The organism is Thalassoroseus pseudoceratinae (genome assembly GCF_011634775.1).
Lineage (GTDB): Bacteria > Planctomycetota > Planctomycetia > Planctomycetales > Planctomycetaceae > Thalassoroseus > Thalassoroseus pseudoceratinae.
The window spans coordinates 141221-154306 of the sequence record NZ_JAALXT010000010.1 but is presented as its reverse complement, the minus strand read 5'-3'; the positions used below and the strand labels follow the sequence as shown (position 1 = coordinate 154306).

Below are 13086 nucleotides of genomic sequence, written 5' to 3'. Positions count from 1 at the left end.
TAGGTTCGGTCGTCGAAATCTGAACCATCAGTTCATGGGATGAGCTTCCACAGAAGGGCCTTTTCCCCGTCAAGAGTTCGTAGAAAATAATCCCGACACTGAAAATGTCACTGCGTCCGTCCAACCGATGACCTTCGCCACGGGCCTGCTCTGGACTCATGTAGGCTGGTGTTCCTGCTAGGCGACCGCTTTTCAGATAATCCTCTTCTTTGATCGCTAACCCGAAGTCGGCGACGTAGGGCGTGCCAGCGGATTCCTCGATCAGAATGTTGGCAGGCTTGATATCTCGATGGATGAGCCGTTTCTGGTGGGCGTGATGAAGAGCCTCGGCAACCACCGCCAGCAGTTTCGCCGACTCATCGGGAGACGGTCGATCCTGCTTGATCCGATCCGCCAGCGTGCAACCCTCGATGAACTTGGACACAACGTATACGGCTCCCTCGTCGCTGCGACCCATGTCATAGACCGGCACGATATGAGGATGGTCAAAACTCGCCACCATCCGAGCTTCCGCCAGATATAATTCCGCATCTTGCCCCGATTGAAATCGTTCGGGCTTGGGCACCTTGATAGCGACTTGACGTTCGAGTTCCTCATCGAACGCTAGCATGACCCGACCGAAAGCTCCCTCACTGAGATCCCGCAAAATACGATAGCGTCCGATCTGTTGGTCGAGTTGGGTTGAGTCGAAGTCTTCTGTTGTGGCAAAAGCTACACTGGGACTGCTCGTATTCGAATTGGAGAGCTTTTGACGAAGCGTATCGCTGATGTCCGAGAATCGAGATAGAAATTCTTCGACGCTCGGTGACGATTCTCCATTCTGCCGAGCTTGGAACTCGCCTACCGCTAGTTCCGCCTTGCACTCCAAATCCCCTGCCAAATCAGGAAGCCGAGCCAGATACTCCTCGACAGTCAGCGACTGTTCGGTTCTCCAGCGGTGTTGTTGATCAACTCGAAGCACAGCGAGTTGGCCTTCCCGGTCCAACTCGCTGTGCTGTTCCAGAAAAGCGAAAACGTCGGGCGCAGACTGGTGCTGGTTCCAAAGAACTTGGAACCTCTCGGCAAGCGATTCGGGCATAAATGGTCTTCACCGACTTTGGAGAGAGACTTCCAGAGAAAGGTTGATTATGAACCACCTGAACAAACAGATCAACGGTTGTTTCGGAGGACATTGATATGACCACAAGAGTCGGAGGCGGCAAGTTTCCCGATGTAATGTTGATTTCGCTGTTGGACTAGGTTCGATTCCTGGACGGGCTACTCGACAACATGCCTTGCGAGTGTGATGGACGCACGATGGTCTTCGGAACCACAAGACGGGGTTCGACTCCCTGGCGGGGTACTGAAATCAACATGTCCTGGCAGTGTGCTGGATTCGTACGCGAGCCCGCGAAGCTCGAATAACCACACTCCGCGCGGTGCCCGGTTCGACTCCTGGCCGGGACACTTGCATGTTTTGCAACAGCGTCTTCGGGAAGGGAAGGTTCCCATGTCCAAACGCAACTTTGACGAACAGCCATTTTTTTCGAGACGATGAGCAAACGCCGGAAGGGGTTTCCCTCCGAGACGCACGTCAAACGCGGTGTGCACATCGTGGGCGACGGCAAGCTGCTGGAGGAAAAGCTCGGACGCAACGACCTCTGTCCCTGGCGCAGCGGTAAACGCTTCAAGAAGTGTTGCCTCAAGAAGGGGCGATTTTGATGGCGTCAATCGCGACCAATACTTTTAGAGACGAAGAATGAAACAACGCTCGCTTCGAGCGTGCAACATAACGCTGGAGCCAGACGGCACGGCTATCGGCTGCAACCCGATCGAAGTGGGTTCGACTCCCACCGGCGTCTCTGGTTATCATGTGAAAATGCACCCGTGGCAACCAAACTGCCTGCCCGTACACACCACAGATCGACCCAGACGGCCACCATATAGCAGAATATATCCATCTCACAATCATGGTAGTGCTTGGAGAAAGCCGATGGCAAAGCGTGAGTATCCTTGGCCGAAGAAGGGTGACAAGCTTTTCGTCGAGGAACCTGATGCCGACGAGCGTGTTTTCCATGTTGGCGCCTACATGTGGAGTGGACTGCAACACGCATCTGCGTTCAAGACCGCCGCAGATATGGTGATCGACGGTGCTCAACAAGCAAGCCGGATTGACTATCGAGACGATCTGATTCACCCTGTCGCGTATTTGTACCGTCACGCGTTGGAGCTAAAGCTGAAAGAGATCGTGCGATATGGAATCCAAATGCACTGCTACAAGAAGACCGACGTCGAGGCGATTCTGGGAAACCACAACTTGGCCAAGCTCTGGACGAAGGCGAAGCAAGCGATAGTGCACCGCTGGCCGAGTGGTAACACCAGTGACATCAAGGCGACTGAGGCGATCGTCAACGAAATGCATCAAGCGGACAAAGACGGGCAAAGGTGGCGGTACGCTACTGACAAGAACGGGCGGCCTAACAAGCACGACGGATTGCCCCAGTTCATGTCCATCAAGTCAATGCGAATAGTTGTACCAGCCTCCTGCATCGACGATGTTTTCGGCAAACACAGCGTTGTGTTGTGAATAAAGCGAAGAAGGATTGAATAATAGTGGACCGTTGGAACTGCTCAGGAATGGGTGAGTTGACACCTCCGCTAAGCTAACCCAAGGCGTTCCCAAATGCTTCGGGACACGGGCTTCACCGGCTGGAATTCAAACTTGTCGCAGGCAGTTTCAAGTTCGCGAGCGACCAACCGTGCTCGGTCATAGCCCGCACCGAATCGCTCTTTCAGTGTTCGGGCATCGCGGTCTTCGTCGGTGGCTGCTTCCAGTGCAGGGGACGGAGTCCAATGGTTTTTGAAGAACGGTGGAAGTGATCCATCGGTTGAAGCTTCGACAACTGGTTTGACGATCGATCGATATTGCTGGTGGGTCTTGTTGGTGGCGTTGAGCAAGAAACCGAGAACCGCCGGTCGTCCGGTTCCGCTGACGTCCCGAACCTGGTCGATCAGCGAAAAAGTCCGGGGGAGACCGTTCAGCGAAATATGTGTCGAACGAGTCGGCACGACGACAAAATCCGCCATCGCCAGGCCATTGACACTGATCATGGAAGCCTTCGTGACATTCGATGGCAAATCGATCAACACGAAATCGAATTCCGTCAACGCCGGCTTGAGGTGTTCCAAGAATAGATGATTGTGCTGCCCCCAACGCATCGAGTCTTCGACATCGAACATGCGGTCGCCGTCGGGAACAAGTAAAGCAATCTCTTCCAATGCGGCCCCGCGAGCTTCGGCACCAGCACGCCAAGTCAAATACTTAGAACATTCCACGATCGGCCTCCGAGACCGTCGCAGGTAAGCCGCCAACTCGACAACAGTCCGTCCTTCATCGATAGCCGCGTTCAGTGACTTGTGACCCAGTAACGCACAGGAACTCGAGGCCTGTGCGTCGAGATCGATCACCAAAACCTTTTTGCCCCGATTCGCGGCCAAGAACTCCGCTAACCCCACAGTGACTGTGGATTTTCCTTCGCCACCTTTGTTGTTGTAGATCGCTACGACGTGCATACTGGCTCCCTGTTTTTTCTATTCGTACGTCCAGACTAGACCGACCTCGACGTTTCGACAACCATATCGGTCACATGCTCATGATTTTTGGTGAACCGGATACGCTCCCGGCCGTTTACCTGCGATAACCGGTGTACTCTGCGAAACCAAAACACGCTTCTGATCCATCTCCTCTCATACTCGCTGGCCTGAATTGCTCCCACGCTGCTTCTAAGTAGAATGGCGTTCGATATTCGGTGAAATTGCACCTCCAAAACTTGATGACCAATAAGTGAGATCCCCGGAAAGACAAGAACAACTACCAATAAACTCGTCTGTTATGTCCGCAACACCAGTCCGCTCTCCCAATTTCGCTTTCTTAGCCAAGTACGATGATGTGCTGGTAAGACATGCCGCCCTAGCGGAACGGTATGTGTTCGATGATTCGAATTCGGCGTTGATCAAACTGCGGCAATTCGCGGAGTTACTGACAGAGCATTGTGCCGCAAACAGCGGGATCGTGATTGGCCCCCGGGACTCATTCGTGGACGTGCTTGAGCAGTTGTGGCAAGCACGGATCTTGGGACCAAAGGTTAGTCAGTTATTCCACGGTCTTCGTAAAGCCGGCAACTCTGCGGCTCACGAGCATACTGGCGATCGCCGCGAAGCACTCCACCAACTGCAGATGGCTCGCAAACTTGCGATTTGGCTTCATCGCGTGTTTGGGGGAGATCCAAAGTTCAATCCAGGGGCCTTCGTTGTTCCGCCCAACCCGGCGGAGGCAGAGCAGGAACTTCTCGACGAATTAACAAGACTCCGACAAGTGGAGGTTTCCGCAAAAGTCCAAACAGAGGACTTGAAGGAATCGTTGGAATCTGAACGGCAACTGAAAAACCAGCTCGAAACGCAAGCCAATCGGGCATTCCAAGATCTCGAAGCTGCCCTTCAACTCGCGGCCGAGACCGAACAGCAACTCGCCGAGGAACGTCAAAAGTTTCATGCACGGTTGGCGGAGCTGCAAACGCAGACCACGACGACCAACGATCAGCGGCAAGCAACGGTCAGTATCGCCCAAGCTCAAGACCAGGAACTCAATCTCGACGAGGTCGCCACGCGACACATCATCGATGCTCAATTGCGGGAGGCCGGTTGGGAAGCTGATTCTCAATCACTACGACATGGCCACGGAACTTGGCCGGTCAAAGGTCGCAACCTCGCCATCGCCGAGTGGCCAACAAAGCAAGGTCCGGCGGATTACTGCTTGTTCGTGGGTTTGACTCCGATTGCCGTCGTCGAAGCTAAAAGAAAACATGAGGACGTTCTTGGAAAGATCGATCAACCCAAGCGTTACAGTCGCGGTTTTCAGCTTGACCCAACGCATCAGTCACCGGGAGGACCATGGGACGAGTACAAGATTCCATTTTTATTCGTGACCAACGGTCGTCCGTTTCTCCGCCAGGTCATTGAGAAAAGTGGGATCTGGTTCCTCGATGCCCGGCGGAGCGTCAATCATCCGCAGCCGCTGGAAGCTTGGTACACACCGGGTGGACTCTCACAACTGTTGGATCAGAACCTTGACGAAGCGGACAAACGGTTGTCCAACGAACCGACTGACTATCTTCCGTTTCGCCCGTACCAGGCCGAAGCCGTCCGGCGGATTGAATCGGAAATCGCAGCCGGCAAACGCAATCTTCTCGTGGCAATGGCGACTGGCACCGGAAAAACGATGACCTGTATCGGGCTCGTTTATCGGTTGATCAAAGCCGGTCGATTTCGCCGGGTGTTGTTTCTCGTCGACCGCAGCGCCCTGGGCGAGCAAAGCAGCAACGCCTTCAAGGATGTCCGTCTTGAAAAACAGCAGTCCTTCGCCGATATCTACGATATCAAGGAACTCGGCGACCTCCGCCCGGATGCTGATACGCGGCTGCAAATTGCGACCGTCCAAGGCATGGTCAAGCGATTGCTCTACGCCGACGAAAACGTCCCACCGACTCCAGTCGATGCCTACGATTGCATTATCGTCGACGAGTGCCATCGCGGCTATAATCTCGATCAGGAGATGTCCGACGCCGAGATGAGTTTCCGCAGCGAAGCCGACTACATCTCGAAATACCGTCGTGTGATTGATCACTTCGACGCCGTTCGCATTGGACTCACCGCTACGCCCGCGTTGCATACCACCGAAATCTTCGGCGCACCGGTCTTCCAATACACGTATCGGCAAGCCGTCATCGACGGCTGGCTCGTGGACCATGAGCCGCCGTATCGCATTATCACGGAACTCGCAGAAGATGGAATCAAGTGGGAACGCGGCGAGGAGATGCAACTGCTCGACTCCCGAACCAGCCAACTGCAACTGTTCAACACACCGGATGAAGTTGAAGTCGAGGTCGATCAATTCAATCGACAAGTGCTAACGGAAAACTTCAACAAGACCGTCTGCGCGTCGCTGGCCGAACACATTGACCCTTCGCTACCAGGCAAGACGTTGGTCTTCTGTGTCAACGATCTCCATGCGGACATGGTCGTCCGGTTGTTGAAAGACGCCTTCGACGATCTCTACGATGGCATCGCCGACAACGCGATCATGAAAATCACCGGCAAAGCCGACAAACCTCTGCAACTCATTCGCCGATTCCGCAACGAAGAGCACCCCAAAATCGTCGTGACGGTTGATTTGCTGACAACCGGTGTCGATGTCCCACCGATCACCAACCTGGTTTTTCTCCGGCGTGTCAAGAGCCGGATCTTGTTCGAGCAGATGCTCGGGCGTGCCACTCGACTTTGCAAAGACTTGAACGGCCCCGGCGACGACAAAGATCGGTTCCGCATCTTCGACGCCGTCAATCTCTACGAGGCGTTACAGGAAGTCAGCGACATGAAACCCGTTGTCACACGGGTCAGCGTGTCTTTCGAGCAACTTGTCCAAGAACTGCAGACGGTGACCGACGAAGATGCTCGGCAACAAATTAAAGAACAATTGCTCGCCAAACTCCAACGTAAGAAACTCAGCGAAACCCAAGCCGAACGCTTGGAGACCGCTACGGGGTTAGATCGCCGTGGGCTGATCGATCACGTTCGACAAACCGATCCTAAGAATCTGGCGGAGTGGTTCCAACAACATGCGCCGACGTCTTCGATTCTCGACGAAGTCCGTCACACCGGCACCCAATACATCGTCTCCAACCATGCCGACGAATTGCGTCGCATCGAGCGTGGCTATGGGGCAGCTGCCAAACCGGAAGATTTCCTGGATGCCTTTCGCAAGTACGTCACCGAGCACATTGATGATGTGCCTGCACTGATCGTCGTCACGCAGCGTCCTCGCGAACTTACCCGCGCCCAACTTCGGGAACTGCGATTGGAGTTGGATCAAGCCGGTTTCACGGAAGCCAACCTCCAAACCGCGTGGCGAGAGTCCACCAACCAAGACAATACTGCTTCGATCATTGGTTACATTCGTCACGTCGCCTGCGATCAGCCACTGATCGCTCACAAAGACCGCGTGCAAGCCGCCATGCAACAGATTCTCGCCAGCCGTTCCTGGACTACTCCCCAACGTCAATGGCTCGACCGCATCGGCAAGCAACTCGAAAAAGAACTCATCGTCGACCGCGAAGCCCTCGACTCCGGCCAGTTCAAACAAATGGGCGGATTCAATCGGCTCAATAAGATTTTCAAGGGCGAATTGGAAACGGTCCTGCAGTCCATTGCGGACACCATGTGGCAGGCAGCTTGACGGAGTTTTCGGTTTTCCGTGTTCGGTGTTCGGGATTGATCAAGATGGCATTTCAATCGTTTGAGGATTTGGAAGTCTGGAAGAAGGCGTGTACGCTGGCTGTCTTTGTCTATGAAACCTTGCAAGAATCCAGGGATTTTGGTTTGAAAGACCAAATGCAGCGGGCCGCGGTTTCGATCGCTTCCAACAATGCCGAGGGAACTGAACGCACTAATAAAGACTTTGCCCGCTTCCTCACCATCGCACGTGGCTCGTCCGCCGAACTTCGAACCCAAGCCTACATCGCCGGAAAAATCAAAATCATTCCCACCGAGGCCATGAAACACATCGTCGAAGAAACGAAGCAAATCAACCGCATGTCCTACGCCCTAACCAAGTCCCTCCAAAATAAACCGAACTAAAACTGAACACCGAAAACCGAACACTGAAAACCGAACACTGAAAACCGAACACTGAAAACTAAAATCGAATGACCACCCAAGACATCGTCGCGAAACTTTGGAATCTCTGTCACGTCCTGCGGGACGATGGCATTACTTATCACGAAACGTCACCGAACTCACCTATCTGCTACCGGAACCGGTCGATGCAACGGACCTCCCGGAACTGCCCGATGGATGGGAATGGTGCCGCATGGACGACTTGTCCGCAGACGAACCAAACGCGATCTGCGCCGGACCTTTTGGAACGATATTCAAGGCGAAGGATTTCCGTTCTGAAGGTGTGCCGATCATTTTTCTTCGGCACGTTGCCCCCGGGAAATACCTGACAAGAAAACCTGGTTTCATGGACTCCCGGAAATGGAAAGAACTTTTTCAACCATACTCCGTCCATGGCGGTGAATTGTTAGTTACTAAACTTGGTGAACCGCCCGGTGTTGCAGCGATTTATCCAGAAGGAATCGGCACAGCGATGGTGACGCCTGATGTCATGAAGATGACAACTAACCACGAAGCTGCATCGACTCGATGCTTGATGCATTACATGAACTCCGATATCGCTCGGAGATTTACTTCTGGGATCGCATACGGTGCAACGCGACTTCGTATGAACCTTACAATCTTTCGTGGCATGCCGGTTCCGTTGCCGCCAATTGCAGAACAATATGAGCTGGCATCTCGAATCGATGAGCAGCTAAGTGGAATCGAGAGCATCACTGCCTCAGCAATTGAGAGCGAAGCGGCGCTCACTCAACTCGATCAATCCATCCTCACGAAAGCGTTTCGGGGGGAGTTGGTGCCGCAGGATCCGAGTGATGAACCGGCGGCTGTGTTGTTGGACCGCATTCGCCGCGAACGCGAAGCCGCCGCCCCCAAGAAACGAAGCCACAAGAAAAAGTGAACGTCTTCAAGTCCCTCTCAGCCGTCGAACTGCCGCAATCCTAGCAAACAAAGCCGATATAGCTATTCGTATTTTCAGCTGGAGAAAAAAATGATCGATTTAGTTGATTTTCTAATTGCCGCAGGAGTTGAGTTCGATGTCTCGGAAACGAAGATTTATCAAGCACGTAGAGGTGCGACAACTGCCTTAGAGATGTACTTTTAGGGAGATTTTGAAGACTGGCAGCAAACCCAAACTTACCAGGAATTTGAATGCAATCATGTATTAAGCTTGATTGATCTACGCGGTAATGACGAATGGCTATTCGCTGGACTATTCAATGTCTCTGGGCGACACGATCCACCTACGAGGAATGAACCATATCGATATGAGCTTGAAATGGCACCAGCTGTAAGTGAAATGGCGGGACGCATTATCGTGAGACAGAAGAGATCAAAAAACCGCATTATTTGGATGCGTGACGAAATTCAAACAACCATTCTTGAGATCCGTCGTGGTTCTATTGGCTACGGTGAATTTCCATGATAATGCAGTGCTTCCCAATATTTTACGAAGGTAATCATCCCATGCCAAACATTCGAGAACTTCTCGCCAACCCCGTCTTCGAGAATTTGACGATTACACAATCGCTCGATCACTGTATCAAACAAGATCCCAAAACTCCGCGGCGGTTTATCATCGAACGCGGGAAGTTCCAGGACGATGAGGAGTTAGTGCGGCACTATGCCGAGAAACCAGAGATCACCGAAGGGCTCTGGCGAATGCATCAAGCCGGTAAACTCAACTGCACCTGTGAAGCCATCGCCATGCACTTCGAAGAATTCGAGGAAGACACCAAAGAACTCGTGCTCAAAAAACTAGAGCAGTTGTTCTGAACTAGCAATCGCATTTCTCAACCGACACCGAATGAATGCTTGAACCATGGCAAAACGCAAACCGACGAAATCCAACCCGCTGAAGATGTTCTCCTGGGGCTACTGGGGGTGGGGCAACGCAACCGAACAACTGGTGAAAGCCGTCGACGCCGTCGAACGCAGTCGCGGCTTCAAACCACCGATCTTCGTCGATGTCCGCAAAAGCCGCTCCGTGCGGGCCAAGGGTTTTAGTGGCAACGCCTTCGGCGACCTCCTCGGCGAACGCCGCCACCAATGGATGAATGACCTCGGCAACGCCCAAATCGGCACCAATGAAGGCGGAGTCAAAATCGTCAAACCCAAAGCCGCACAGGACCTCTTCGACCTCGCCCTAGAAGCCCACACCGAAAACCGCCGCATCGTCTTCTTTTGCAGCTGCCCGTATCTGCGTGAAGCCGACGGTGGAAAATGCCACCGCTGGACCGTCGGCAGCCTCCTCCTCAAAGCCGCCAAAAGAGCCGGAGTCCCCCTCGAACTCCAAGAATGGCCCGGTGACGATCCGCACGAGAAGCTAGTTGTGAAGCTCGACGATGAGGAATTAAAGAGGTTATGGCGAAACGGTGGCTATGTTCCCCTTGGCGAGCCCCGGCAAGTCTCAAAGTATGCCAGTTTGCCGCATGGATCGATTGTCTATCTACAATCGAGACAAAACAGCGACGAACACTTCGACATCATCAGCGGCCCCGCCATCTATCGTAACGGCCAATGGAAACTTCCCATCCATGAGGCATACGAAGTCGAAGACCAAGCCGCCTGGACGGAAAGCAAACGCCTCCGCAAGCAACATGCCTGGGACGCTCGGTGTAGTTGAGATGTGACTTTGGTGTGAGCGAACTCCATGAGTTATTTACCACTATGAGTTGCTGAAGGGGGCCTTGAATGATTGGTCTGGTTGATTTCCTGACGGCGTCCGAAGTGACGTTTGATGCCAGTAGCACAAAGATTCATCTCGCATGTTGGAACGGCAAAGAACATCCGATTGACGTGTACTATACCGGCGAATTTGGATTATGGCAGGAATTTCAGAGACGTCGCAACTTCTCATGCTCGCATGTATTGAGCCTCATCGACCTGGGTCAAAGTTTGTGGCTGTACGTTGGCATATACGTTGTGCATGGCTGCGAGCCACCCAACGATTCTGAGTTTTTCCGGTACTCCACATCTCTGCAGCCGAATCAAGAGGAATTGATTGGGCGAGTTGTCGTCAGGCATCAACGCACACGCCAATCTTACATTTGGCTGAAACCGGAGATACAACTGCCAATTGCCGAAGTGCGTCGTGAGAAAATGACAATCGGCGAGTTCCCTGGCTACAACTCCGTCATCATCAACCATGCCAAACTGCGAACTATCACTCGGCAGCGGATCGCTTCGTGGCATGGCGCGCTCGCTAACATCAAAGGCGTTTATCTCATTACCGACACGACCACTGGAAAACACTATGTCGGCAAGACTTCCGGACAAGTTGGCATTTGGCAGCGTTGGTGCGACTATGCTGAGAATGGACATGGAGGCAACATCGAACTCGTTGCTCTACTGAAAGAAAAAGGTGCCGAGCATATGCAGTTTTTTCAGTATTCGATTTTGGAAATTGCTGACACACACGCCTCGGAACAGGACATTCTTAAACGCGAGTCGTATTGGATGGAAACGCTTCGTTCTAGCCAATTCGGTTTGAACTGAGCTCCCGACAGCAACGACACCTTGCCACATCACGACCAAACTCCATTTCACAGGACCAGCAAGAGAAAACGATGGACGCAGGAACTTTAAGTATTCGCCAAGTATTCGATAGAGACTGTCGTCACATTGTGCCACTCTATCAACGACGGTACGTCTGGGAGCGCGAACTTCAGTGGGAGCCTTTGTGGGAAGATATCCGCGCGGTGGCTGAACGACGACTTCTGAAACAAGACACAAGACCACACTTTTTGGGTGCAATCGTTCTCGAACAGGTGCCGAATCCGTCTGGATTTCTGGAAACGCGTTTGGTCATTGACGGTCAGCAACGATTGACGACGCTCCAAGTGTTCCTGGAGGCGCTCTGCGATTTTGCGGAAGAACATGGTCCCGAGCAGTTTCACAAGGCACTCCGCAAGCTCACTCGCAATGACGATCCGATGAGTGTGGACGAAATCGAAATCTTCAAGGTTTGGCCTACGAACATTGACCAAGAGGATTTTCGAAGAGTCATGCTGGCAGGTTCACCGGCAGAACTTCGCAAGGAATATGATGTCTCACCTCAAGCCAAAAGCGTGAATAACAACATCGGCGATGCGTACCTGTGTTTCCACGAATTGCTAACGGAATGGCTAGACCCTGGCGATGAAAGTTATGAACAGCGGCTGAATGCACTCTACGAATCCATTCTCAAGTATCTTCGGCTGGTGGTTATTGACTTGGATCAGAATGATGATCCACAGCTAATCTTTGAGACGTTGAATGCCCGGGGCACTCCACTGTTGCCGTCCGATTTGATCAAGAACTTCCTGCTGCACAAAGCGAGGCAGGATGGCGACGAACCTGCGGCTCTCTATACAAAATACTGGATGCCGTTCGATGAGAACCACGAATACTGGCAGAAAGAACTTGGTCGCGGTCATGCTCGTCGTGCTCGCATCGACATCTTCTTGCAGCACTTCCTGACACTGAAGAAAAAAGATGATGTTTCAGTGGCACATCTCTACGGAGCGTTTCGAGAGTTCGCAAGCAACAATGTATGGGGGTCGGCAAGTGACATCGTTAGTTCAATTCGATCGTATGCCGAGGTGTTCCGTTCCTTCGATCAACTATCCATTGAATCTCGGGTTGGGCTATTCTTCTATCGATTGAATGCTATGGACGTGGGCACAGCGTTCCCATTTCTAATGGAATTGTTTTCTCACTTCGAAGCCGATGAAGCGACCGTCACGAAAATCGTTTGTGATTTGGAGTCGTTCTTAGTTCGGCGGATGGTTTGCCAGCTCAGCACACGTGGCTACGGCAGATTTTTTATCGACCTACTCCCTTGTCTCGAATCTGAGTCGCCGGCTCATTGTGTTCGCGACTATCTTCTAGCGAGTGATGCAGAGAACCGTCGTTGGCCAAACGACGAGGAGTTTCGTATCGCGTGGGAACAAACACCGCTTTACACGAAGCTGGTAAGAGCTCGCGTTCGAATGTTGCTGGAGGCTGTGGAACAAGAGTTATTCACGGACAAGTCGGAGAAGCTTCAGTTCGGAGAAAAACTAACCATTGAGCATGTCATGCCTCAGCACTGGCACGGAAATTGGGCATTACCGAATGATAAACCCCAGGTCGAAGCGGAGCTCGAACGTGAAAAGCTGCTCCACACGGTTGGAAACCTGACCTTGTTGACGAAGAAACTCAATCCTTCAGTTTCAAATTCTGGCTGGTTGACCAAAAAAGCCGCTCTCGAAGAACATAGTGGGCTTGCTATGAACCGCTCAATCATCAAGAAGAAAGACTGGACGGAAGAAGAGATCACGAAACGCAGTGAAAGGCTTTCAAAGTTGGCACTTTCGATCTGGAATCGTCCGTAGACAGTTCGATCAGGCACAA

General features: G+C 52.5%; 11 protein-coding genes. 9 read left to right on the top strand and 2 right to left on the bottom strand.

Annotation, left to right across the window (positions count from 1 at the left end):
* On the bottom strand, positions 1-1078 hold a 1078-nt coding region (locus tag G6R38_RS26890), incomplete at its 3' end, for a serine/threonine-protein kinase (protein ID WP_166831862.1).
* Positions 1079-1533: 455 nt separating this feature from the next.
* Between G6R38_RS26890 and G6R38_RS26885 the strand changes: the two genes are divergently transcribed.
* Together G6R38_RS26885 and G6R38_RS26880 are read left to right on the top strand one after the other, a co-directional pair.
* Complete coding sequence (locus G6R38_RS26885) at positions 1534-1701, top strand: SEC-C metal-binding domain-containing protein (protein ID WP_166831861.1); 168 nt, start codon at positions 1534-1536, stop codon at positions 1699-1701.
* A 271-nt stretch (positions 1702-1972) separates the two neighbouring features.
* Positions 1973-2566: a hypothetical protein gene (locus G6R38_RS26880; protein WP_166831860.1), complete on the top strand. Its 594-nt coding sequence runs from the start codon at positions 1973-1975 to the stop codon at positions 2564-2566.
* A gap of 71 nt (positions 2567-2637) precedes the next feature.
* Here the strand turns inward: G6R38_RS26880 and G6R38_RS26875 are convergent, their stop codons facing one another.
* Positions 2638-3552 (bottom strand): ParA family protein, encoded by a 915-nt coding sequence (locus G6R38_RS26875; protein WP_166831859.1) that lies wholly within the window; start codon positions 3550-3552, stop codon positions 2638-2640.
* Between the two features lie 319 nt (positions 3553-3871).
* Here G6R38_RS26875 and hsdR point away from each other — a divergent pair, with 319 nt between their 5' ends.
* From hsdR to G6R38_RS26840, 7 genes are all read left to right on the top strand, one after another.
* On the top strand, positions 3872-7270 hold the full coding sequence (gene hsdR / locus G6R38_RS26870) for a type I restriction-modification system endonuclease (protein ID WP_166831858.1): 3399 nt from the start codon (positions 3872-3874) through the stop codon (positions 7268-7270).
* 44 nt (positions 7271-7314) lie between these two features.
* The gene (locus tag G6R38_RS26865) at positions 7315-7671 is read left to right on the top strand and encodes a four helix bundle protein (RefSeq protein WP_166831857.1); all 357 of its coding nucleotides are present in this window, start codon (positions 7315-7317) and stop codon (positions 7669-7671) included.
* A gap of 385 nt (positions 7672-8056) precedes the next feature.
* Positions 8057-8611: a restriction endonuclease subunit S domain-containing protein gene (locus G6R38_RS26860; RefSeq protein WP_166831856.1), complete on the top strand. Its 555-nt coding sequence runs from the start codon at positions 8057-8059 to the stop codon at positions 8609-8611.
* Between the two features lie 566 nt (positions 8612-9177).
* Entirely contained in the window at positions 9178-9486 is a 309-nt protein-coding gene (locus G6R38_RS26855; RefSeq protein WP_166831855.1) for a hypothetical protein, read from the top strand.
* Positions 9487-9532: 46 nt separating this feature from the next.
* On the top strand, positions 9533-10336 hold the full coding sequence (locus G6R38_RS26850; RefSeq protein WP_166831854.1) for a hypothetical protein: 804 nt from the start codon (positions 9533-9535) through the stop codon (positions 10334-10336).
* Between the two features lie 68 nt (positions 10337-10404).
* A complete protein-coding gene (locus tag G6R38_RS26845) occupies positions 10405-11208 on the top strand; it encodes a GIY-YIG nuclease family protein (RefSeq protein ID WP_166831853.1) in 804 nt (267 codons plus the stop codon).
* A gap of 71 nt (positions 11209-11279) precedes the next feature.
* Entirely contained in the window at positions 11280-13067 is a 1788-nt protein-coding gene (locus tag G6R38_RS26840; protein WP_166831852.1) for a DUF262 domain-containing protein, read from the top strand.
* The last annotated feature ends 19 nt before the right edge of the window (positions 13068-13086 follow it).